The 23284-nt window shown below is 61.0% G+C and carries 23 protein-coding genes; 5 read left to right on the top strand and 18 right to left on the bottom strand.

What is annotated here, in order from left to right; genetic code table 11:
• Positions 1 to 147: 147 nt before the first annotated feature.
• Entirely contained in the window at positions 148 to 1698 is a 1551-nt protein-coding gene (locus ACT6QH_RS03485; protein WP_444973428.1) for a P-loop NTPase family protein, read from the top strand.
• Between the two features lie 60 nt (positions 1699 to 1758).
• Here the strand turns inward: ACT6QH_RS03485 and ACT6QH_RS03480 are convergent, their stop codons facing one another.
• The 3 genes from ACT6QH_RS03480 to ACT6QH_RS03470 form a co-directional block, all read right to left on the bottom strand.
• On the bottom strand, positions 1759 to 1971 hold the full coding sequence (locus tag ACT6QH_RS03480; RefSeq protein ID WP_444973427.1) for a DUF2842 domain-containing protein: 213 nt from the start codon (positions 1969 to 1971) through the stop codon (positions 1759 to 1761).
• 225 nt (positions 1972 to 2196) lie between these two features.
• Positions 2197 to 2895: an LrgB family protein gene (locus tag ACT6QH_RS03475; protein WP_444973426.1), complete on the bottom strand. Its 699-nt coding sequence runs from the start codon at positions 2893 to 2895 to the stop codon at positions 2197 to 2199.
• Entirely contained in the window at positions 2882 to 3364 is a 483-nt protein-coding gene (locus tag ACT6QH_RS03470) for a CidA/LrgA family protein (protein WP_444973425.1), read from the bottom strand. The genes ACT6QH_RS03475 and ACT6QH_RS03470 overlap by 14 nt, the downstream gene beginning before the upstream one ends.
• A 101-nt stretch (positions 3365 to 3465) precedes the next feature.
• Between ACT6QH_RS03470 and ACT6QH_RS03465 the strand changes: the two genes are divergently transcribed.
• Positions 3466 to 4347 (top strand): LysR family transcriptional regulator, encoded by an 882-nt coding sequence (locus tag ACT6QH_RS03465; RefSeq protein WP_444973424.1) that lies wholly within the window; start codon positions 3466 to 3468, stop codon positions 4345 to 4347.
• A 12-nt stretch (positions 4348 to 4359) separates the two neighbouring features.
• Here ACT6QH_RS03465 and greA read toward each other — a convergent pair whose 3' ends face one another.
• The 3 genes from greA to ACT6QH_RS03450 all read right to left on the bottom strand — a co-directional run bounded on the left by greA (position 4360) and on the right by ACT6QH_RS03450 (position 9453).
• Positions 4360 to 4833, bottom strand: a complete 474-nt coding sequence (gene greA / locus ACT6QH_RS03460) for a transcription elongation factor GreA (RefSeq protein ID WP_444973423.1) — start codon at positions 4831 to 4833, stop codon at positions 4360 to 4362.
• Positions 4834 to 5144: 311 nt separating this feature from the next.
• Positions 5145 to 8471: a carbamoyl-phosphate synthase large subunit gene (carB, locus tag ACT6QH_RS03455; protein WP_444973422.1), complete on the bottom strand. Its 3327-nt coding sequence runs from the start codon at positions 8469 to 8471 to the stop codon at positions 5145 to 5147.
• Positions 8472 to 8841: 370 nt separating this feature from the next.
• On the bottom strand, positions 8842 to 9453 hold the full coding sequence (locus tag ACT6QH_RS03450; RefSeq protein WP_444973421.1) for a DUF2478 domain-containing protein: 612 nt from the start codon (positions 9451 to 9453) through the stop codon (positions 8842 to 8844).
• Between the two features lie 209 nt (positions 9454 to 9662).
• On the opposite strand from ACT6QH_RS03450, the gene ACT6QH_RS03445 reads away from it, so the two are divergent.
• Positions 9663 to 10091 (top strand): DUF930 domain-containing protein, encoded by a 429-nt coding sequence (locus ACT6QH_RS03445; protein WP_444973420.1) that lies wholly within the window; start codon positions 9663 to 9665, stop codon positions 10089 to 10091.
• Between the two features lie 27 nt (positions 10092 to 10118).
• On the opposite strand, the gene uvrB is transcribed toward ACT6QH_RS03445, so the two are convergent.
• The 10 genes from uvrB to ACT6QH_RS03395 all read right to left on the bottom strand — a co-directional run bounded on the left by uvrB (position 10119) and on the right by ACT6QH_RS03395 (position 20639).
• Entirely contained in the window at positions 10119 to 12722 is a 2604-nt protein-coding gene (uvrB, locus tag ACT6QH_RS03440; RefSeq protein WP_444973419.1) for an excinuclease ABC subunit UvrB, read from the bottom strand.
• A 109-nt stretch (positions 12723 to 12831) separates the two neighbouring features.
• A complete protein-coding gene (locus ACT6QH_RS03435) occupies positions 12832 to 14202 on the bottom strand; it encodes an 8-oxoguanine deaminase (protein WP_444973418.1) in 1371 nt (456 codons plus the stop codon).
• Between the two features lie 45 nt (positions 14203 to 14247).
• Positions 14248 to 14850, bottom strand: coding sequence for a glutathione S-transferase N-terminal domain-containing protein (locus tag ACT6QH_RS03430; protein ID WP_444973417.1), 603 nt, complete (start codon positions 14848 to 14850; stop codon positions 14248 to 14250).
• 192 nt (positions 14851 to 15042) lie between these two features.
• Positions 15043 to 15891 carry a 23S rRNA (adenine(2030)-N(6))-methyltransferase RlmJ gene (locus tag ACT6QH_RS03425; RefSeq protein WP_444973416.1) on the bottom strand — a complete coding sequence of 283 codons (849 nt, stop codon included), beginning with the start codon at positions 15889 to 15891 and terminating at the stop codon, positions 15043 to 15045.
• A gap of 66 nt (positions 15892 to 15957) precedes the next feature.
• Positions 15958 to 16632, bottom strand: a complete 675-nt coding sequence (locus ACT6QH_RS03420; RefSeq protein WP_444973415.1) for a ribonuclease T2 family protein — start codon at positions 16630 to 16632, stop codon at positions 15958 to 15960.
• Between the two features lie 122 nt (positions 16633 to 16754).
• Positions 16755 to 17249 carry a hypothetical protein gene (locus ACT6QH_RS03415; protein WP_444973414.1) on the bottom strand — a complete coding sequence of 165 codons (495 nt, stop codon included), beginning with the start codon at positions 17247 to 17249 and terminating at the stop codon, positions 16755 to 16757.
• Positions 17250 to 17387: 138 nt separating this feature from the next.
• Positions 17388 to 18020, bottom strand: a complete 633-nt coding sequence (locus ACT6QH_RS03410) for a DUF992 domain-containing protein (RefSeq protein WP_444973413.1) — start codon at positions 18018 to 18020, stop codon at positions 17388 to 17390.
• 42 nt (positions 18021 to 18062) lie between these two features.
• Positions 18063 to 18611, bottom strand: a complete 549-nt coding sequence (locus tag ACT6QH_RS03405; RefSeq protein ID WP_444973412.1) for a DUF992 domain-containing protein — start codon at positions 18609 to 18611, stop codon at positions 18063 to 18065.
• Positions 18612 to 18753: 142 nt separating this feature from the next.
• Positions 18754 to 19245, bottom strand: a complete 492-nt coding sequence (locus ACT6QH_RS03400; protein ID WP_444973411.1) for a DUF992 domain-containing protein — start codon at positions 19243 to 19245, stop codon at positions 18754 to 18756.
• A gap of 191 nt (positions 19246 to 19436) precedes the next feature.
• Positions 19437 to 20639, bottom strand: coding sequence for a pyridoxal phosphate-dependent aminotransferase (locus ACT6QH_RS03395; RefSeq protein WP_444973410.1), 1203 nt, complete (start codon positions 20637 to 20639; stop codon positions 19437 to 19439).
• Between the two features lie 275 nt (positions 20640 to 20914).
• Between ACT6QH_RS03395 and ACT6QH_RS03390 the strand changes: the two genes are divergently transcribed.
• Together ACT6QH_RS03390 and ACT6QH_RS03385 are read left to right on the top strand one after the other, a co-directional pair.
• On the top strand, positions 20915 to 21595 hold the full coding sequence (locus tag ACT6QH_RS03390; protein ID WP_444973527.1) for a glutathione S-transferase family protein: 681 nt from the start codon (positions 20915 to 20917) through the stop codon (positions 21593 to 21595).
• Positions 21596 to 21756: 161 nt separating this feature from the next.
• The gene (locus ACT6QH_RS03385; protein ID WP_444973409.1) at positions 21757 to 22188 is read left to right on the top strand and encodes a hypothetical protein; all 432 of its coding nucleotides are present in this window, start codon (positions 21757 to 21759) and stop codon (positions 22186 to 22188) included.
• Between the two features lie 38 nt (positions 22189 to 22226).
• Here the strand turns inward: ACT6QH_RS03385 and yacG are convergent, their stop codons facing one another.
• Both yacG and ACT6QH_RS03375 read right to left on the bottom strand, forming a co-directional pair.
• Entirely contained in the window at positions 22227 to 22460 is a 234-nt protein-coding gene (gene yacG, locus ACT6QH_RS03380) for a DNA gyrase inhibitor YacG (protein ID WP_444973408.1), read from the bottom strand.
• Entirely contained in the window at positions 22457 to 23077 is a 621-nt protein-coding gene (locus tag ACT6QH_RS03375) for a Maf family nucleotide pyrophosphatase (protein WP_444973407.1), read from the bottom strand. Before ACT6QH_RS03375 ends, yacG begins: the two co-directional genes overlap by 4 nt.
• Positions 23078 to 23284 lie beyond the last annotated feature (207 nt).

Genomic DNA, 23284 nt, shown 5'->3' with positions numbered 1-23284 from the left:
GGTGCGGTGTGGCGAGGGCCTTCCCTACAGGGAGCCCCGCCCACACCGTGCCGGCTCCAGCGCGTTAACGCTCTTTCAACCATGTTTGGAGTTTCCTGAAGCCTGAAGGCGGCATGATGGCCGCGCCACAGGCAAGGAGGGCGAAACATGGCCCCCATCACAGCAACCGCGCGCGAAAAGACGCGCTCGCCCCTCTCCGGCACACGTCGCGCCGGTGAAGCTGTTCTGCGCCACATATCCGGCATCCTTCTGGCCACCACCGCACCTATGGTTCAGCTTGGCCAGCGCCTTGTGAATGCCCGCTGGACCCCATGGGCCGCCCTTGCCCTTGCCTCTGCCCTCAGCTTCCTGCCCCTGCGCTTTGAGGGAACATCACAGCTGGAATTTGAACTCGCAACCCAGCCTCCAGCAGCCATTGTAAATGGCACGGCCCAGCTTCTCGCCTCTCGGGAGCTCTCCATGGAGGCCGTGCGCCAGCTTTCGGATGCAGATATTCAGCACCTTGTTTCCGGCAATCTGGCCTATTTCAGCCCTGCACGGGATGTGAGCCCGGAAGAGCGGACAGAGGCCGCCCGGCTCTTGCGCGCCGCCCTTCAGGTTGAGCCCATTCAGGGCGGCCGGGCACTGGAACTGACTGTCGCGGCTCCGGGCCCCTCCTTGTCCCGGCGCGCGGCCAGCGCCTATGCCCGCGCCATGCTGCATCTGGATTCCGAGACACGCCAGCGCATGGCTGATGGCCAGCACATGCCCTTACCGGCCCTGCGCGCAGGTGAGCCTGCAAACCACTCCACCATGCCAGACCTGCCTTCTCCGCTCACCATGCTCGTTCTGGCTCTGGCTGCTGGCACACTGGTGTTTGCTCAGAGGCGACAGAATATTGAACCGGAGCCCCAAGGTATTGTCGGGCCGGATGAACTGCCCCGTGAGGTCACCGGCACGTCCCGCATCATCTGGCTGGATGAAGGCACCGGCAAAGGGCTGGCGCTGAACTCCGCCATCCACCGCCTTGAGCCCTTGCTCTCCCCTGCGGAAAGCACAACCACCACCGGACGTCTTGCGCTGTTCACATCCGATGATGAAGCACTGGAAGCCGGTCGCAGCGCATTGAGCTTCGCACGCCACATGGCTGAGAGCGCCAGTGTAGTCACCGTCTTTCTGGAGGAAATTGCCGAGGGTGCCGAAGCACCGGGAGCAACGGCCCCCGGTGTGCGTGAGCTGCTGAATGGCCAAGCCAATCTGGCCACCGCGATTTCCCGCGATACAGAATCGCCTGCGCATATCATTCGGGCTGGCAATCCGGCATCTTCCGGCAATCCGCCCGGCTATGCCCGCCGTCTCGCGCATCTGCTGGATGTGCTGCGTCAGGTTTATGAAATCGTGGTGGTCTGCGCACCCACGATTTCAACATTGACGCAGGCACCGCGTCTGGCCGGGCTAAAGCCGCTGACGGTTTGCGTACAAGGTGCCAATGAACCGGCCACTGCGGCCGTGGAAAGCTTTGATGCACTGTGCGACATGCGCTTTCACCGCATCGCCATATTGCGACTGGAGCCCGTGGCGGCGACACCAACCACGCACGCCGCCAATCTGCTGCCGGAGCCAACCCTTGAGGCTGCTGAGAAGCTTGAGATAGCGGCCAGCCCCTCGCAGAAGGCTGACAAACAACCCACCGATACGCCAACACGCGCAGCCGCCTGAGGGCTGCGCCAAATCTGAGCTCTCTCAGGCGGCGGCCTGAGAACGGCCTTCTACGCCAACTCAGGCCCGCTTGTCCGGCCGCTCCATCCAGAGGATCAGATAAGCTGCGGGCACAACCCAGAGCGAACCCAGCAACGCGAAGCACACCAATTGCAAGGCCCAGTGCAATTCCAGCACCCGCCCCTGTGAGATGGCCATGGCCCCCAGCGCCCACACCACCACAAGCACCAGCATGAGCACCGTGCCAATGAATTTGCGGACACGCTGAGACATATCGCCAACTTTCTTCTACGGCTCTGCATTCACCTACAGGCGCGCATCTGACCCTCTTCGGAACCAGACGCACGAGGCCCGGCTCAAGAGTGTCTGTCTCTACAGCCAATGGCACGCCAGCGCTACAGTTGAGGCAGCAACGACAGGGCGAGAATGCACAGCACTGAAACAGAAAAGGCCGGGAAAAACACCACCCGGCCTTTTCTGTTTCACATAAGAAATCATTCAGGAGACAAGCTGCGCCACAACAGGAGCCATCAGCACATTGAACAGGCCGGCCAGCACCATGACCAGACCGGCCACGGAGCCTTCTTCCCCACCCATCTGATGCGCCTTGGCCACGCCGGCGGCATGTGCACCCATGCCGAACAGCGCACCACGGGCCAGAGATGTCCGCACAGGCATCAGCTTCAGCAGGGTTTCACCCATGATCGCGCCGCAAATACCAGTCGCCACAACAAACACGGCGGTCAGATCCGGCACGCCACCCAGACCATTGGAAATGGACATGGCGAATGGCGTGGATGTGGAACGCGGCATAAGGCTGACCTGAAGCATATGCGACAGCCCCAGCCAGTTCGCGAAGATGAAAGCGGTGAACATAGCCACCGTACTGCCCACCAGAACCCCCACCAGCAGCACCGCCCAATACCGACGGATCATCTCGCGCTGCTCATAAATGGGGATGGCGAAGGCGACTGTGGCCGGCCCCATCATCAGCACCAACCAATGTGTGCTGCGGATATATTCGCTATAGCCCGCATGAAGCGAGAGCGCGATGACAGCCACAGAAACCGGCGTTGTCAGCAAAGGCGATGTCCAGCTCCGGCGCACGCGCTGATGCACGAAACGGGCAGCATAATAGCAACCGATGGTGACAGCGGACCAGAACAGGGTGGCCAGAACGGGATCATGCATCAACATGGCGCTCCCCCTCTCTCTTCATGCCCAGCCGTAGGCACAGCTCCACCGTCAACGCCGTGCTGCCCATAACCAGAATGGTGCCCACCAGGATGACGGCGACGATTTTCAGCCCCATCACACCAATAAATTCGCCATGGTCGATTACCGCCATCACCGCCGGAACGAAGAAGAGCAGCATTTCGGCAAGCAGCCAATAGGCTCCACGCCGCACAGCGCGCGGGCGAATCCACCCTGTAGAGAGCAGCACCAGCACCACCACCATACCCATGACACCGCCCGGAACAGGCACATGCGCAAGCTGTACGAAGCATTCTCCCACCGCCCAGAAGCCGCTTAACAGCAGAATCTGCAACAGGCTGGAGCGATGAAGCATGATACGCGCGCGCTGAAACAGACGATGCGGGCTGCGATGCCGCCCCGCACGGCTCTGTGCCGCATCTGTTTCCTGTGATGGGATGAAACTGGACATGACTGGCACCTCCTTGTGCCGACACAACCCAGAATAGGCCAGTCCAACTTATAATGAAAATGAATTGACTGAATTAACTCCATTCCAATATGGAATATTGAATGGAACTGAGAACCCTGCGCGCCTTTGTGGAAGTGGTACGGCAAGGTGGCTTTTCCAATGCCGCCAAGCTGTTGTTTGCCACCCAACCCACCATTTCCAAGGCCGTGAAACAGCTTGAAGATGAACTCGGCGTGCCGCTACTGGACCGCGTTGGGCATCGCAGCGTGATGACCGCTGCCGGAGAAATCGTCTATCGTCGCGCCCTCAGCATGTTGACGGAGCGGGAAGACCTCCTCGCCGAACTGGCTGATCTGCGTGGACTGAAAGCCGGCAGCCTGCGTCTGGGCCTGCCACCTCTTGGTGCAAGCACATTGTTTGCACCTCTCTTCGCCATTTATCGCGCCCGCTATCCGGGCATCGAAATTCGTCTGGCGGAGCATGGCTCCAAAAAGCTGGAGGAAATCGTGCTCACGGGCGAAGTGGAGATGGCCGCATCCCTGCTGCCCACCACCGATGATTTTGAATATCAGCCTGTGCGATGTGAGCCGCTGCTGGTCGTGATGCCGAAAGATCACCCGCTTGCCGGCCAGAGTAAAACCGGCATTGCTGCCCTCGCGGCTTCGCCCTTCATTCTGTTTGAAAGCGGTTTTGCGCTGAACCCGGTTCTGCTCGCGGCCTGTGAGCGCAATGGCTTCACCCCCAATGTCGCGGCGCGCAGCGGACAAGTGGATTTTATTGTGGAACTGGTGGCGGCCCGGCTGGGTATCGCTTTTCTACCCCGCACCATTGCCGAACAGCGCCGCACCGCCGCAGTGGAACTAGTGCTGCTGGATGAACCCGGCACGCAATGGCACATGGCACTGGTGTGGCGCAGGGGCGCCTATCTCTCCCATGCCGCCCGCGCCTGGGTTGATCTGGCGCGGGAGGTCTATGGAAGCTGAAGATGCGCTGTATCAGATCCAGCGTACGTTCAGAATTTCGAAGGAACGGGCCCCCTTCGGGGTGACAACCTCAACGGAATCGCCCGTCTTCTTGCCAATCAGCGCACGTGACATGGGCGAGGAGATGGAGATGCGACCAGCCTTCGCGTCCGCCTCGCTGTCCCCCACAATCTGCCATTCGGACTCCTCTTCCGTATCCTCATCCACGAGGTTCACGGTTGCGCCGAATTTCACAACATCGCCGGACATCTTGGAGACATCAATGATCTCCGCGCGGGAGAGCTTGTCTTCCAGCTCGGCAATGCGCCCCTCATTCATGGACTGCTGCTCTTTGGCAGCGTGATATTCCGCATTTTCCGAAAGATCGCCATGGGCGCGGGCTTCGGCGATAGCGGCAATAATGCGCTGACGCTCCACCTGCTGGCGATGCTTCAGCTCCTGTTCGAGGGCGACATGGCCCCCGACCGTCATGGGAATCTTCTCCATGGGTCCTTTCAAGACCTCCTGAAAAAAGCTCAGCGCGCCGGACCCAGAAAGGACCCAGCGGCTGAGAACCGGCCGTGAGGGTGGGCACGACGCCCACCTCGCGACGCCATGTTCTGCCACCGCAATAGCTTGCCGACATGCCGCCCTTGGAAAAGGGCGCGCATGCAAAACGGGCGGAACATGACGAAAGCGCGCGAGGCCAAAGGCTCCCGCGCGCCAAAACTATATTGCGGGCCGGATCAAGAGCCGAACCCGGCTCTCTCCTTATTCCGGCCTGCGTCTGGCAGAGCCACCGAACAGGCGTTCCCGCCTCAGGCCGGGAAGTAATCCTGCAAGGCACGTACCTTCAGATCACCGCTGACATAGGCCTTGATACCCTGCGCTGCGGCAACTGCTCCAGACAAGGTGGTGTAATAGGGCACTTTCTGCAAGAGGGCGGCCCGCCGCAGAGAGCGGCTGTCCGCCAGCGCCTGTGCACCTTCGGTGGTGTTGAACACCAGCTGCACGTCACCATTCTTGATGGCGTCCACAATATGCGGACGCCCCTCAAGCACCTTGTTGATCTTGCTGGCGGCCACGCCATGCTCCTCAAGGAAGCGCTGCGTACCGGAAGTCGCGATGACCTTGAAGCCCAGCTCTTCCAGCATCTTGATGCTGGGCAGAATGCGCTCCTTGTCATCATCCCGCAGGGAGACGAACACCGTGCCGGATTTAGGCACCGTGGTGCCGCCACCCAGCTGGCTCTTCGCGAAAGCCTCGCCGAAATCGGTATCCAGCCCCATCACTTCGCCGGTGGAACGCATCTCCGGGCCCAGCACCGTATCCACACCGGGGAAGCGGGCAAAGGGGAAGACGGCTTCCTTGATGGCGATGTGGTGCAGACGCTCCCACTTCATCTTGAAGCTGTCGAGGTTTTCACCGGCCATCACCCGAGCGGCGATCTTGGCGATGGGCTTACCCGCCACCTTGGCCACGAAGGGCACCGTGCGCGAGGCGCGCGGGTTCACTTCCAGCACATAGATCTCATCGCCCTTGATGGCGTACTGCACATTCATGAGGCCGCCAACACCAAGCGCCAGGGCCATGGCCTTGGTCTGCTTCTTCAACTCGGTGATGGTGTCATCGCTCAGCGAATAGGGCGGCAGCGAACAGGCGCTGTCACCCGAATGGATGCCCGCCTCCTCGATATGCTCCATGATGCCGGCTACGAACACATCCTTGCCATCACACAGCGCATCCACGTCCACCTCGATGGCGTCGGAAAGATAGCGATCGAACAGCAGCGGGTTCTTGCCCAGCACGGTGTTGATCTGCCCCGTCTTGTCGTTGGGGTAGCGCGCCTTCACCTCCTGCGGCACAAGGCCCGGCAGCGTATCCATCAGATAATCGGAGAGCTGGCTTTCATCACGCAGGATCTGCATGGCACGGCCGCCCAGCACATAGGAAGGACGCACCACCATGGGAAAGCCGAGATCAGAAGCCACAAGCCGGGCCTGCTCCACCGAATAGGCGATGCCATTGGCCGGCTGGCGGATATTCAGACGCTCCAGCAGGTGCTTGAAGCGGTCACGATCTTCCGCAAGATCAATGGCGTCCGGGGACGTGCCAAGGATCGGGATATCTGCCTCTTCCAGCGCCTTCGCCAGCTTTAGCGGGGTCTGCCCGCCGAACTGCACGATCACGCCCTTCAGTGTGCCATTTGTGCGCTCACGCTCAAGCAGCTCCAGCACATCCTCAGCCGTCAGCGGCTCGAAATAGAGGCGATCGGAGGTGTCATAGTCGGTCGAAACCGTCTCCGGGTTGCAGTTGACCATGATGGCCTCATAGCCCGCATCCTTGAGGGCGAAGGCCGCATGGCAGCAGCAATAATCAAACTCGATACCCTGGCCGATCCGGTTCGGGCCACCACCGAGAATAACCACCTTCTCACGATCGGAAGGCTGAGATTCATCCCCCGGCGTGCCTGCGAAAGGCGCCTCATAGGTGGAGTACATATAAGCGGTAGGCGAGGCGAACTCGGCGGCGCAGGTGTCAATGCGCTTGTAGACCGGATGCACATCCAGCTTGCGGCGCAGAGCCCGCACTCCGACCTCGCTTGTTTCAGCCAGCGTGGCCAGCCGCGCGTCCGAGAAGCCCATGCTTTTCAGGCGGCGGAACTGGCCGGCCGTCTGCGGCAGGCCAAACTGGCGCACCTTCTGCTCAGCCTCGATGATTTCGCGGATCTGCGCGAGGAACCACGGGTCGATCTTGCAGGCCGCGTGGATCTGCTCGTTGGTCAGCCCCAGACGCATGGCCTGCGCCACATAGAGCAGGCGCTCCGGCGTGGGGGTGCCCAGTGCAGCGCGGATGGCATTCTTGTCATCGCCCTGCCCCAGACCCTCGATCTCGATATCGTCGAGGCCGGTGAGCCCGGTTTCCAGAGAGCGCAACGCCTTCTGGAGCGATTCCTGGAAGGTGCGGCCAATGGCCATGGCCTCGCCCACGGATTTCATGGCCGTGGTCAGCACCGGATCAGCGCCGGGGAACTTTTCGAAAGCAAAGCGGGGAACCTTCGTCACCACATAATCGATGGTGGGCTCGAAGGAGGCCGGGGTTGCACCGCCGGTAATATCGTTCTCGATTTCATCCAGCGTGTAGCCCACGGCCAGACGCGCCGCCACCTTCGCGATGGGGAAGCCCGTAGCCTTGGAAGCCAGCGCAGAGGAGCGCGACACGCGCGGATTCATCTCGATGACGATGAGACGGCCATCTTCCGGGTTGACGGCGAACTGCACGTTCGAACCGCCGGTTTCCACGCCGATCTCGCGCAGCACCGCAAGCGATGCGTCACGCATGATCTGGTATTCCTTGTCTGTCAGCGTCAGGGCTGGCGCGACAGTGATGGAATCACCCGTATGGACACCCATCGGGTCAATATTCTCGATAGAGCACACGATGATGCAGTTGTCCGCCTTGTCGCGGACGACCTCCATCTCATACTCCTTCCAGCCCAGCACGCTTTCTTCCACCAGCACTTCATTGGTGGGGGAAGCATCAATGCCGCGCTCGATGATTTCGATGAACTCGGCCTTGTTGTAGGCGATGCCACCGCCGGTACCACCCATGGTGAAGCTGGGGCGGATGATGGCGGGCAGGCCCACTTCTTCCAGCGCATCCAGCGCCTGGGCCAGCGTCTTGATGTGGCGGGATTTCGGCGTCTCCAGACCAATCTTGGTCATGGCTTCGCGGAACAGCTCGCGGTCTTCCGCCTTGTCGATTGCCTCGGCCGTCGCACCGATCATCTCGACATCATATTTCTCCAGCGTGCCCATCTTCTGGAGCGAGAGCGCGCAGTTCAGCGCCGTCTGGCCACCCATGGTGGGCAAAATGGCGAAGCCCCTGGAGCGGTCGCCGCGCTCCTTCTCGATGATCTTGGTGACGATCTCGGCCGTGATGGGCTCGATATAAGTGGCGTCCGCCATGTCCGGGTCGGTCATGATGGTGGCGGGGTTCGAGTTCACCAGGACGACCCGGTATCCCTCCTCCTTCAGCGCCTTCACCGCCTGGGTGCCGGAATAATCGAATTCGCACGCCTGTCCGATCACGATCGGGCCGGCGCCAATGATGAGGATGGTTTCGAGATCTGTGCGTTTCGGCATCGCTCTTCGGCGCTCTGGCTCTCTCTTGGGCGCTCGGTGCACTGGGCGTCTGGCGCATCCTGCTCGGGGTTGCCCCGGTCGCGATGCACCACCCGCCATCCGCTCTGCATGACAGATGTCACGCACCGGGCGTAAAAAAAGGGCCGCGGATCAACGCGCCCCATGAGGCATTAAAGGTTCGTCGCTTCCCGACGAATATGGTGCGGCACATTGAAACATCCGCGCACATCCGTGAAGCGAACCATTGGGGTGTTTCCTTAGACCATAATTTCCGCAGACGGAAGCGCATTCCGTTCCTTCCCCTCAAGGAACACCGCTTCGTGAGCTTTTTCCGCCTCCGAATGCAGGCAACTGTGATAGCCAAGCCCGCCTACCCGCCAATGGCATCTGTTTTCGCCATCTCACGATTCGTGCCCGGCCAGCCTTGTGGCAGCGCGCACCTCCACCAATCCTCCGCAGCCCCGACGGCTCCTTCCGCATCCATCACGGGCACCAGCTCCGCCATGCCCTCAGCGAAACCCTCCCATGCCCATTCCGCATTGGGAGAGAGAGCCGTCAAGACCGGCAGCTCCGCCGAAACGGCAGCATGAAAAGCACCCGTCAGCCCCCGCCCCTCAGCTTCTTCACGACCGAATTTGGAGAGAACAACCACCGTATCCGCCCCACTCCCTCCTTCGGACAAGCGGGCGGCTATAGCCGCCTCCACCTCGGCGCAGACATTGACCAGCCGCTCCTGATCCAGGCTGCACCCTGCTGCACCGGCGCCAAGATTCTGATGCAGCGCGTTGGCAGAACCGCTGGCCAGATTCAGCAAGCGCACGGCATCATCCTCCATGCCCTCGCTTACGCATTCCACAGCACCGAGCACATACAGGCCCGCAGCCCGCATATTTTCCGCAGCCCTGTGAAGCAGGCCCTGCATCTGCACGCGCGAGCCCCCCTGAAGGGCGAAAATGGCGATATGGGAAGTCTCTTCAGTCATGACATGATCCGTATCGGAACCTGTATCCAGACGGGACTGTTTCACAGGCCGTTTCACCAATATCAGCCAGTGTGGGCGAAACCTCATCTCCGCCACAAGCTGCTTCTAACAAGCGGAGCCAAGAAGCCTGCTGCACATGCCTGAAGAGCAGGCTCAATCTCTTCCCAAACCATATGGCCAAAGATGCCCGGCCCAGAGATTCATCACCTGTGAAAACACCTTTTCCACCGTCTCTCACCACCGCCCGCATGGCACTCATGCTCGGCACTACAGTCGCTTTTGGCGGTCTTTGCGGAACCGCGGCACTGGCAGCCCCGCGCCCGGACCCGATGATCCTGCGCCTGTCCCCTTCAGAGCGGGTGGAACAGCGCTGCAATGCCGAGGCGATGGGCGAAATCAGCCGCAAACACAGGAACATGCGCCCCGACAGCCTTGTCGCCTATGCCTTCTCCGATCCGAAAATGAGCGAGGCTTCCATCAACGCACCGGGGGCAGCCGTGCGCAGCAGGGGGCGTTGGTATCATCTCTCCTATAGCTGCGAGACCAGCGCGGATGGCACGGCCGTGCGTCACTTCGCCTACCATCTCGGAAACCCTATTGAGGACACCGAGCTGGAAGGCACCCCTGTGCCACACTGACTTGCAATTGGGTGGCGGCAAAGCTGCCTAACGGCTCCTCCGCCCCCCCTTGCGATAGCCCTTTGTTTTCGGGTCTGGCCGAGGTCCGGGGCGATACTCATCCCCGGCTAACGGCACGACGCGATCACTGCCCGGCCCCATATCATCCAGAGAGGGCTTGTGCGCCCGGCTTTTCGGGGCCGCACTCCCAGAGGCGGCATATCCGGCCTGCTCTTCGCCGAAGCCCTCATCAGCCTCATCCGCAGCGGCCGTGCGGCGCGTGCCTTTCACGGCAGACCCTTTCGCGACCTTGGGCGGTGTATTGGCAGCGCGACCATATTTGCGCGCGCCCTTGAAGCCCCCGGTCCGGTCCTCAACCTCCTCCTGCCGGGCCAGTGGATCATCCGCCACGGCCAGTTCCGTCTCTTCCAGCCGGCGGATTTCATCACGCAGCCGGGCGGCGGTCTCGAAATCGAGATCAGCGGCAGCGGCGCGCATGCGCTTCTCCAAATCGGCAATCACATTCTTGAGATTGTGACCAACGGCCGCGCCCTCCTCCATCAGGCCCGTATCGACCTGCACATGGTCGCGCTCATAGGGCGAGTTGAGAATATCGCCGATGGCTTTCTTCACGCTCTCCGGTGTGATGCCATGCTCTTCATTATAAGCCACCTGCTTGGCGCGGCGACGGCTGGTTTCCGCCATCGCCCGCTCCATGGAGCCGGTGATCTGGTCGGCATAGAGAATGACCCGGCCATCCACATTTCGCGCCGCACGGCCAATGGTCTGCACCAGTGAGGTTTCAGAGCGCAGAAAGCCTTCCTTGTCTGCATCCAGAATTGTCACCAGCCCGCATTCGGGAATATCGAGACCCTCACGCAGCAGATTGATGCCGATAAGCGCATCAAACGCACCCAACCGCAGATCGCGGATAATCTCGATCCGCTCAATGGTGTCGATGTCCGAGTGCATGTAGCGCACGCGTACGCCATTTTCGTGCAGATATTCGGTCAGGTCCTCCGCCATGCGTTTGGTGAGCACCGTCACCAGCGTGCGATAACCCTTGGCCGCCGCCGCACGCACCTCGCCCAGCAAATCGTCCACCTGCGTGCGTGCCGGGCGCACTTCCACCGGCGGATCAATCAGGCCGGTGGGACGGATGACCTGCTCGACGAACACGCCGCCGGTCTGGTTCATCTCCCATGGGCCCGGTGTTGCGGAAACATGCACCGTCTGCGGGCGCATCGCCTCCCATTCCTCGAAGCGCAACGGGCGGTTGTCCATGCAGCTGGGCAGGCGGAAGCCATATTCTGCCAGCGTCGCCTTGCGCCGGAAGTCTCCGCGATACATCGCGCCGATCTGCGGCACGGTGACATGGCTTTCATCAATGAAAACCATGGAGTTGTCGGGCACATATTCAAACAGGGTCGGCGGCGGCTCGCCCGGCTTTCGGCCCGTGAGCCAGCGCGAATAATTCTCGATGCCGGCACAAGCCCCTGTCGCCTCCATCATTTCCAGATCATAACGGGTGCGCTGTTCCAGCCGCTGGGCCTCCAGCAAGCGGCCCATGCCATAAAGCTCCTCCAGCCGCATTTTCAGTTCGGCCTTGATGCCGGAAATGGCCTGAATCAGGGTCGGGCGCGGGGTCACATAGTGCGAGGCGGCGTAGACACGCACGCTCTTCATGTCGCCGCTCTTCTGACCGGTGAGCGGATCGAACTCCGAGATACTCTCCACCTCATCGCCAAACAGCGAGACGCGCCAGGCGCGATCCTCATAGTGGGCTGGGAAGATCTCGATGACATCGCCACGCACCCGGAAGGTGCCGCGGCCGAAATCAGCCTGGATGCGCTTGTATTGCAGCGCTACAAGATCCGCCAGCAACTGGCGCTGGTCGAGCTGATCCCCCACCTTGATGTCAAAGGTCATGGCCGAATAGGTCTCGACCGAACCGATACCGTAGATACACGAAACCGAAGCGACGATGATGACATCGTCTCGTTCCAGCAAGGCGCGGGTCGCCGCATGACGCATGCGGTCGATCTGCTCATTGATGGAGGATTCCTTCTCGATATAGGTATCCGTGCGCGGCACATAGGCTTCAGGCTGGTAATAATCGTAGTAGGAAACGAAATACTCCACCGCATTGTCGGGGAAGAAGCTCTTGAACTCCCCGTAAAGCTGGGCCGCCAGCGTCTTGTTCGGCGCCAGAATGATGGCCGGGCGCTGGAGCGTTTCAATCACCTTGGCCATGGTGAAGGTTTTGCCCGATCCGGTAACGCCCAGCAGCACCTGATCGCGCTCGCCCTCCTGCGCCTGCGCGCACAACTCGGCGATCGCCTGTGGCTGGTCGCCAGACGGTTCAAAATCACTCTTCATGGTGAAGCGCACGCCGCCTTCGGATTTCTCCGGGCGCTCTGGCCGGTGTGGCACCCACACCTGCCCATCAACCTCCGGCCGTCCATTCTCGATCAGGCTCGAGAGCGCCGCCACCGTGGCGGATGCCCCGGAAGACGCCGTGGCAAGGGTCAGATCCTTCGGGTCCAGCCCCAGGGATTTCGCAAGCGCAGGGTCCAGCACCTGTTCAGGCGCGGGCTCGAAATGTCGCTGGGATCGCTCCCCCAGCTTTCCGGGACGGGATGCTTTGGCCATTCCATCAATATGGGGGCGACGGGAGTAAGGGGAAAGCCCCCTCACACAGCTTTCCCGCAGCAACAGGGGCCGGGCATGAAGAGGTTGCAAGCCCCCTGCTAGATCTCGTTCAAACGAGCGCCAGCCGCGCCAACTCCTGCGCCGCAGCATTGTGGCGCGCCGTGATGGCGGGCAGGTCCACCGTCTGCAAGCGCCCCTCACGCACAATCACTTGCCCATTGATAACACTAAAAGAAACCTGCTGCGGGCTGCACAGCACCAGCGCCGCCACCGGATCATGCAGGGCCCCGGCATAAGCGGGAGCGGACATGTCGAAAGCCACGAAATCCGCTGCCATATCCGGGGCCAGCACGCCAATATCATCCCGTCCCAGCACACTGGCGCCACCCAGCGTGGCCAGCTCCAGCGCCGTGCGGGCGCTCATGGCATCATGCCCAGAGGCCACGCGTTGTAACAACATGGCCTGCCGGGCCTCACCCAGCATGTGCCCCCCATCATTGGAGGCGGAACCATCCACCCCCAGCCCCACCTTCACACCCTCTGCACGAAAGCGCTTCACCGGCGCAATGCCGGAGCCCAGACGCATGTTGGAACAGGGGCAATGCGCAATGCCGGTTCCTGTACGGGCAAACAGCGCAATGCCGGGCTCGTCCAGCTTTACACAATGGGCATGCCACACATCCTGCCCCACCCAGCCCAGATCCCGCACATATTCTGTGGGGCCTTTGCCGAAGGTCTGGTGAGAGAAAGTGACATCGCTATCATTCTCGGCCAGATGCGTATGCAGCATCACGCCCGCACGACGAGCCAGCTTCAGGCTGTCGCGCATCAGATCCTCGCTCACCGTAAAGGGCGAGCATGGTGCAACCACCAGACGCAGCATGGAAAAACGCGCCGGATCATGAAAGCTGTTGATGAGCCGCTCGGCATCGCGCAGCACGAAGCCCTCATCTTCCACCAGCCGATCCGGCGGCAACCCACCCTTGCTTTCCCCCAGGCTCATCGCCCCGCGTGCGGCATGAAAACGCATGCCAATCTGCCGGGCTGCCCGGATGGAATCATCCAGCCGCACCCCATTGGGATAGATATAGAGATGGTCCGATGAAGTGGTGCAGCCGGAAAGGATCAGTTCCGCCATGGCTGTGAGGGTGGCGGTTTCCACCATTTCCGGCGTCAGCCCCTGCCAGAGCGGATAGAGCGTCCGTAGCCACTGGAACAGCTCATCATCCTGCGCGCCGGGCACAGCGCGGGTGAGGCTCTGCACCATGTGGTGATGCGTGTTCACCATACCGGGCAGAACAACATGGCCCGCCAGATTCAGCACCTCATCCGCGCTGGCGGGCAGATCTTCCGCCCGCCCCACGGCGACAATGCGCCCGTCTTCTGCATAAAGCCCTCCCCCCGGAATCTCCTGACGCGCGCCATCCATGGTGACAAGCACAAGCGCATTCTTCACCAACAGGGTGGAGGGCGTTTTCATGGAAAGGGCGTCTCCGTGAGAGGCATATAGGGTAGCGGCCCGAAATCAGGCGTCCGGCGCTTTCGTTTCGGCAAAGCCCGTGCACCGCGCGGCCAACTGATCCTGCCAGGCGGCAAGGCGCGGATGACCCGCCCGCCATGCCCCCGCAAAACGCAGATCCAGAAAACCAAGCGCGCATGCCAGCGTGATATCACCGGCATCCACCTGCTCACGCTCTGCCGGCGGGTTGGCCTCCAGCATCTCCAGCGTGCGCGTCACCTTGCCGTGCTGATGGTCCAGCCATGTCTGGAAAACCAGCTCTTCCGGGCGCCAGAGGCGCTCATAGAACATCATGACGGCCGCATCCATCAGGCCATCTCCCAGCGCTTCACGCTGCATGACCTCAATGCGCTCACGCGGGGCAGCCGGATACAAACGCCCGCCACCGGCCTGCAAATCCAGATAGGCCAGAATGACGCGGGAATCGTAAAGCGCCTCACCACTGTCCGTCAGCAGAATCGGAATTTTGCCCAACGGGTTTTGCTGGCGCAGGGAATCCGAAGGGTCGCGCGTATCTGCCAGTTCCAGTTCAAGCGGCAGGCCAAGAACCGCAGCGGCAAGGCGCACCTTGCGCGCAAAGGGAGAAGTCAGGGAACAACGCAGACGCATGGCAGACACCCGATTGCTAGGAGGCAGACGAAGCGCCGCAGACCGAGAAACGTGGAACACGAAACACGGGCAACGCCTCAACACCTTGTGTGGTCGCACGTTTCCACACGAAGTGGTATCCACTTCAGTGAAATTTTACGCACGCGCCCCTCATCCGGCTACAATGCGGAACACGAGGTCCGCAAGGTGGCCTTAACGCTCTCCCGTCAACCAGGATACACGCACCCGGCCCTTGCCATCCCGCGCCATCAGCGGCGCAATAGCCGTGAACATGGTGCGCAATTCCTCCGCCAGCGTGAAGGGCGGATTGACGATAATGAGACCTGAGCCCGACAATGTATTGAGGCTGCGAACCTGGGCGAAATCCAGCTCCACCCGCAAAGTCTTGGGCAAGCGCAAATGCGCGACCTGCCGACAGAAACTGTCAACGGCCTTCAGATCCTTGATCGGATACCAGAGCATGAAAATGCCCGTCGCGAAACGACGGTAAGCTGCCTCCAGCCCCTCGACCATGCGATGAAACTCCCCCGCCTCCTCAAAGGGCGGGTCCACCAGCACAAGGCCCCGCCGCTCGCGCGGGGGCAGATGGGCGTGCAGCGCCTGATAGGCATCCTGCTGGATGATCTTGGCGCGCGGGTCATCACCCAGACGCTTCTCCAGACGCGCCCGTTCCTCGGGATGCAATTCGCAGAAGATGAACCGATCCTGCGAACGTGACAGCGCCAGCGCCAGCGCGGGAGAACCTGGATAAAGCTGCGCGCCATCCACCCGCAGGGTCCGCACGGCTTCCAGATAGGGGCTGAGGAGTTCAGCGGCTGGAGCCGGCAACTCTGCCGCGAGCAGCCGTTCAATGCCCGCCTCAGCCTCCAGCGTACGCTGAGCACTGGAGCCGGCCAGATCATAAAGCCCTGCCCCGGCGTGCGTATCCAGCACCCGATAGGGCGCATCCTTGCGCCCCAGATAAGCCAGCACCCGCGCCAATGCCGCATGCTTCATGACATCGGCCGGATTGCCGGCATGGAAAGCGTGGCGATAATTCATGTCAGCAACCCGAAAATGCGGCGCGCCAGCAAAGGCTGCACCAAAGGGTGGGGAGCCTGGTGGCAATCACCAGCTGGGAAGCCAGTTTGGCAACCAGCTGGAAGATGGCGGCTCGCCCCTGGCCCGCACAGGTGGCATCACCATGCGGTTCAACCGGCAGGTGCGCCGGTTGACTTCGCCACAGGGACGGAAGGCAAGATCCCGGCTCATGCAAATGCGCACTTCACGCAGACGATGCTTGTCGCAACTGACGGAGATCATGTTGCGCTTCAGGCCCGGATTGGCGGCCATGAAAGCCGCCTCCAATTCATCTGGTGAGAGAGTGCGATATTGCTCCAGCCGCTGGAACTGCGCTGGCACCACAACATGCTCGCGCGCAGCGCGCAGCTTATCGAAATAACGCTCCGAGCTCAGGCCGGAACAGGTGCCATGCTTGCGCCACTGATGGATCGCCAGCCCCCTGCTGGGCATAATGTCCATCACCGCATTCAAGGTGCCGTTAGGCACATAAGGAGCCGGATAAATGCAATTTGCCGGCGCGCCACGCTCATATTGCGGCCACAGCCCATGCACGACAAAGGCATAGGGGCGTTCGCGGTTACATTGCCTATCCTTATGCGCCTTCTCGCCCTGCGCTTCGCAATAGGTGGGCGACCAGGAGAGAGAAAGCACATAAAAATCGAACTGGCCTGACACATCACGCCGCTCAGCGGAGACAGGCGAGCTTCCCAGCAGAGCCATGCCACAAACCAGCAGCCTCCACATGGTTTTGCTTGCGTCACGGCATATGGATGCGCGCGAACGCCCAAACCAATGCCCGCCCTTTTGCATGATGCTCAGGCCCCTGCGGCGACAGGTCTGCCTCACGGACGCGCCATCTGGCATCCCGGCGCATAAGCATAATTGCGATCAAGACCCGCAATGCACCAGCGCACCCCCCAAGATGCTCCGATGAAGCCGCCATCTTCCACGATGGAATAATAAATGGAGCGCTTGCGCGCATCGCTGGTAACAACCGTGCCGCTGCAATAACGGGTTGGCACATAGGCTGGCCCCCACGGACGGAAGGCGATTTCCTTCACCGGACCAAATTCGGAAATGGACAGGTCCGAAGCCCAGAAACGGCGTTCCGTCTCCGAAAAACGCTGGGCAATCAGGCCCAGAGCGCTGGGCTCATCACAAGACGGCACTTTGCCCGAAAAATTCGGCCCGGAAAGCCAGAAATTCTTTTCCAGCAGATTGGCAGCCTGCGCCTGAGGCGCCGCGCCCAGAAGACAAATCCCGAGGGCTGCCGCAAAGCCGGCGAATCCAGCGCGTGTGACGGTCTTCCCGAAAGTGCCGTGCGCCCGATTCCCCATGACCCTCTCCACTTCTGATAATTCAGCCATCCGAACACGATAACGGCTACCGGGCTGGACGATGCGTCCCAGACCCGCGCGGGTCAAGCGCATCAAAGTCACACTCCCGAAAAAAATACAGATGAGGTCGCCTCCGCCTCAGCGCTGAGGTACCGGATCTCCAGCCAGCCCCGCCGTTGAAGGCTCAAGGATCAGTGTCACGCCGGCAATGGAAAGGCTGAGGCCGCTATCTGAAGAGATACTGACAGGCTGCAAGGTTACCTGACGGGTCGCATCCTTGGCGGCCAGTACATTAGCCGAAAAACCGGGCCCGATAGCAAAGCCCGATGTGAAGCCCACATAGGTGCCGGCCAAGGCCCCCTTCTCCAGCGTGGGAGAGGTGGCAACCACCCCCCAGAGCATGCTGCCCTGATCGGAGATGCCGATATCGAGCCCCACCCGCTCAAGCGTGCCCGTATAATAGTGATTGCGCCCACCTGTGGGGCGATATTCGCAGCGCACACGCCGCATCGAGCCAAAGCCCGTTCCCGTAGCGAACTCGCCACGACATTCCAGCAGGCCCGCCGCAACCTGCGGCAATGCCCCTTCAGGCGCCTCCGGCACAGGAGGAACAGCAGACCGCACAGCCGGGGGGGCCGGATCTGGAGCCACATTGATTTGCGGCAAATTTTGGGGCACCGAGTCCTGTGGCGCAACGGTTTCGACCTGTTGAGCAGAAACCGAAGCCGACCACAGACCCACTGCTGTCGCGAACAGGACGGGGCGGAACATGATCATGACCACATTCTACCCCAACCCTGCGCGACAATCAGATCACTTCGTGTAACGAGGTGCTGCCATCGGCTCCAGACGCAGATTCGCGACACCCGCAGCCACGGTTGCACCGGAAGTGCCTTCCAGAGACAGCGGCTGCAAAGAGATGGAATTGCGAGAGCCGCCAACCAGAACGTTCACGCCACCGCCCACATTCAGGGCCGCATTGGCGGAAACGCCGACATAGTTACCAGACAGGGAGCCGGTGCCGACATTGCTGGTGGGCGCAAACACGCTCCAGGCCAGCGTGCCGCCGGTGGTCATGCCGATATCCACGCCGAGGCGGGAAATGGTGCCCTTGTAGTTGCCCATCACGCCATAAGGCTGGACAGCGGAAGAGCGCAGCTCGCAAGTGAGGTTACGGACAGAGCCGATGACGAGGCCGACAGACGGCTCGACATTGCAAACCAGCACGCCCACTTCCACCGAAGCCTGCGGCGCAGCAGCGGCCGGAGCCTGGCGCGTGGTGCTGAGATCGGCAGCGACGGCCGGGGTGGCGGAGACAGCCGCAATGGCGGCAAGGCCCAGAAGACCAGAGAAGGTACGCATGGAATCCCCCTTTGTAAGGCGATAGGGTCACCTAAGAGCACCTTGGCGCGCGCGCAATACTCTATTCAGGTTAATAAAGTGTTTTTCGCGACGCGTTGCCCGTATGTGACGCTTGGGTGGGGCGTTGCAAACGCCCCGGTTTTCAGCGCAGCGACAGGCTGGAGACACCAAGCCCCAGATTGACGCCGGTCTGCTTTTGAATGGAAAGCGGCTGCAACGATATGGTGTTGTTGCTGCCACCAAGCAGCACATTGGCGCCAACGCCATTCCCCAGAGACGCATTGCTGGATGCGCCCACATAAGTGCCACGCAGGCTATCATTCTTCATAACTGAAGATGGCGCCAGCACGTTCCAGACCAGTTTGCCCTTGCCATTGAAGCCGATATCAAGACCGAAGCGACGCATTTCGCCTTGATAGGTCTGAGGCTTCGCGCCACGGGCGTTCGACAGGAAAGTGCAGCTCAGATCACGTTCCGAACCGATCACGAAGGCAACATTGGGCGCCATCTGGCATTCCAGACGCCCCACCTGCGCACGATCCTGAGATGCGACGCCAGATGCGGCACTCGCCGGAAGCGCAGCAACAGCGAGCAGACCGCCCGCAATACATCCTGCCTTAAACAGGGTCTTCATGATGATTGCTCCTTGAAGTGACAGCCAATCGCTTTTTAGGAGGATTGGATGACAGGCCGCATAAGCCCGCACCGGATTCGGCCCACAAGCGCAGGCTTGACCGCAGAATTTGCCACTTTCCGGGCAACAAAAAGAAGAAACGCCGATTTCTGGGGAGAAATCGGCGCTTTCTACTCAGTTCAGTGAAGCTGTCAGCTCAGCGCTGCACAGAAACGCTGGATGCGCTTGCAGGCTTCTTCCAGCGCTTCCGTGGAGGTGGCGTAGGAAATGCGGAAGGCCGGACCCAGACCAAAGGCTGAGCCATTCACAACCGCCACGCCCTCAGATTCCAGAAGCTGAGTGGCGAACACCTCGTCATCGGTGATCTTCACGCCGCCCGGCGTGCTCTTGCCAATGGTGCCGGCGCAAGAGGGGAACACATAGAAGGCCCCTTCCGGCGTCGGGCAGGTCAGCCCCTCGGCGGCATTCAGCATGGACACCACCAGATCACGACGCCCCTTGAACACGGCATTGTTGCTGGCGATGAAATCCTGCGGCCCGTTCAGCGCTTCCACCGCCGCCCACTGGGAAATGGAGCAAGGGTTAGAGGTGGACTGGGACTGCAACGTGCCCATGGCCTTGATGATCTGCTCCGGGCCGGCCACGTAGCCGATACGCCAGCCGGTCATGCAATAGGCCTTGGAGACGCCGTTCATGGTCAGCGTGCGGTCATAAAGGCGCGGCTCTACCTGTGCCGGCGTGACGAACTTGAAATCGTCATAGACGAGATGCTCGTACATATCGTCTGTAAGAATCCACACATGCGGATGCTTCAGCAGCACATCGGTCAGCGCCTTCAGCTCATCATGGCTGTAAGCTGCGCCCGAGGGGTTGGACGGCGAGTTGAAAATGAGCCACTTGGTCTTGGGCGTGATGGCCGCCTCAAGCACCTCGGGGCGCAGCTTGAAGTTATCTTCAAGACGCGTCATCACAGGCACCGGCTTGCCGCCGCAGAATTCCACAATATCCGGGTAGCTCACCCAGTAAGGCGCAGGAATGAGCACTTCATCGCCCGCATCAACGGTCGCGACCAGGGCGTTGAACAGCACCTGCTTGCCGCCCGTGCCAACAGACACCTGGGACGGCTTGTAGTCGAGATCATTGTCGCGCTTCAGCTTGGCGCAAATGGCTTTCTTCAGCTCGGGAATACCGTCAACAGCGGTATACTTCGTTTCACCCCGGCGGATAGCGGCGATGGCGGCTTCCTTGATATTGTCCGGGGTGTTGAAATCCGGCTCGCCCGCGCTCAGGGCAATGATATCACGCCCGGCCGCTTTCAGTTCCCGCGCCTTGTTGGAGATGGCAATGGTGGGGGACGGCTTGATGCGCTTCAGCGCGGACGAAATGAGGCTCATGGCCTTGCTGCTCCAGACGCGCCCTTCCCATCTGCGGCAATTCCGCCTCAGCTTTCGGGCGCTGATGTGACTTGAACGCTGGGCACCGGAATCCGGTGCGGGCGGACGATAGTGCAGCCACTGGCCAGGAACAAGGCAGAACTCTGCATAAATCACGGTTCAGAATAACTCTTCTCCGCTCACACACCCCGTCCTCAGGCCCAACATCTGCCTGATACAACGAGAAACGAAAGGGGAAGGTGCTTCCATCTTGCCTTTCCGGCATTCTGGGCCACATGCTCACAAAAGCGGCACTAGGCCCGTTCTGGAGATCATGCGCGGTGCTGACCCTTTATTCCTCACAGTCATCCGGCAACTCCTACAAGGTGCGGCTGCTTCTGGCGAAACTCCGCCGCCCCTTCCGGCTGGTGGATGTCGATATTTTTGCCGGAGAGAATCGCACCCCGGAATTTCTGGCGCTCAACCCGGAAGGCCGGGTGCCACTGCTGGCTGTTGAAGGGCGCTATCTGGCCGAATCCAACGCCATTCTGTTCTATCTCGCGCGCAACTCCCCCTTCCTGCCGGACAACCCGCTGGATGAGGCCGAAACCCTGCGCTGGATGTTCTTCGAGCAGAACAGCCATGAACCCGGCATCGCCGCCGCGCGCTTCTGGCTAAGCCAGGTTCGGGGCGGACGAGATCTGCGCACCCATGATGTGGACCGCTGGATGGAGGAAGGCTATGCCGCTCTCAAATCCATGGAACGCCACCTTCTGAACCGGGATTTTTTTGTCGGCGAAACCCTGACAGTGGCGGATATCGCCCTCTACGCGCACACCCATATGGCCGAAGATGGCGATTTTTCCCTTGAGACATTCCCCGCCACGCGGCGCTGGCTGCAACGGGTGGAAGCCGAGCCAGATCATGTCGACATGGGCTGGCGCCCCGCAGACACAGTCCTGCCCGAGCCGGCATAGCGGGGAAAACCCTGCCCGCCGAAGTCGATGCCATGATACCGCCACGTTTTGCCGAAGTGCAGCTGCGGAGCAGCCACAGTCCGCCGCCATTGTTGAATGCGCAGCGCAGGAGTGATTCGTTTTTCTGATTTCGAAGTGCTGCCATTTCGTGTGAGGTCAGCATGTCCCGCTTTGGTACACCGTCCAGCATGTTTGGCACATATGGTGCCCACAAAGGTCTTCATGGCCATGCTCAGGGTGCAGAAACCAACCGGGTGTGGGAGGCTGATCTTTCCACCTATGGACACAATATGGGCGCATCCATGAATTCCCCGGCAGATCCGGAAACTCTGGCGCGTGCCTTGCGTGCTCACAAGGCGGGCGATGCCGTGACACAGGCCATGCTCACACTCTCCCTGATGCTGGCCATTGGCGTGGTCGCCATGGTGGTGAGTGTGGAGCGCGCCTCTGCTGCGGGCTTCCTGATGCGCGGGGTGACAGATCATCTGCCCGTCATCGCTGCGCTTGCCCTTGTTGGCACGGCCCTGCTCTTCGCCACGCGTACGGCCTTGCGAGAGATTCGTGCGCGCGCAGAGCGCTCTACACGGCGCTGATGGAGGCCCCTCATCCTCAATCAGCCTGGAAAAGCCGCCTAATCTTCAGAAAAACGATAACGAACCGGAGCGCGCTCCACCGGGCGCTCTCCGTCCTCATCCTCTTCTTCTGTAACGGGTATGGCATAGCTGCCGGAGAGCCAGCGGTTCAGATCCACATCCGCGCATCGTTTTGAGCAGAAGGGACGATAGGCATGCACGCCCGGCTTGCCGCAAATCGGGCATGGCCGGCCGGTGAGGCTTTCCTGTGTCTTGTCTGTCGTACCGCTCATGTCGCACACCCCGCCCAGCCCGCGCGCACATCATAGCCCTGGCCAGCCAGCAGACTCACGGTTTCACTCAAGGGCAGCCCCACCACGCCAGTGTAGGAGCCCACCAGCTTCAGTACAAAACTGCCCGCTATGCCCTGAATGGCATAGCCGCCAGCCTTGCCACGCCACTCTCCACAAGCCAGATAATCCGCCAGTTCCATGCCGGAAAGCCGCTTGAAGCGCACCCGCGTTTCCACCAGCCGAGTGTGGCTGTAGCCATTCTGATCCACAAGGCAGATGCCCGTATAAACCCGGTGCCCACGCCCTGAAAGCAGGCGCAAACAGGCATCTGCTTCTTCCTGAATATCCGGCTTGGGCAGAATGCGCCGCCCGACGGCGACCACCGTATCTGCGGCCAGAACCAGCCCCGGCGTTCCGGCCTCACGCGCACGCGCGGCAACCAGTTCACCCTTGGCCGTCGCCAGACGCTGGGCCAGCCGGCGCGGCAATTCGCCCCGCTCCGGCGTTTCATCCATATCTGCCGGCATCAGCAGATCAGGCGTGATCCCGGCCTGATTGAGCAACGCCAGCCGACGCGGCGAACCAGAGGCCAGAATGAGCTTCAGCTTTTCGCTCACACACTTCACCATTTTCTGAAGCAGGCCGGCACGTACAGCACCAGCGCTGCGGGGGCGCACAATGCCCCTATTTCGTCTCATCGGGCAACAGTGCAGGCTCTTCGGCTGCGGTTTCCTCAATGGCCTCCAGCATGTCGGCGCGGGAGGCATGACGCCCGGCGATGAAGCCCACAATGATGAGTTGCAGGAAGTGATACACCATGATCG

The organism is Haloleucobacter albus (assembly GCF_052492075.1).
This window is presented reverse-complemented; position numbering and strand designations above follow the sequence as displayed.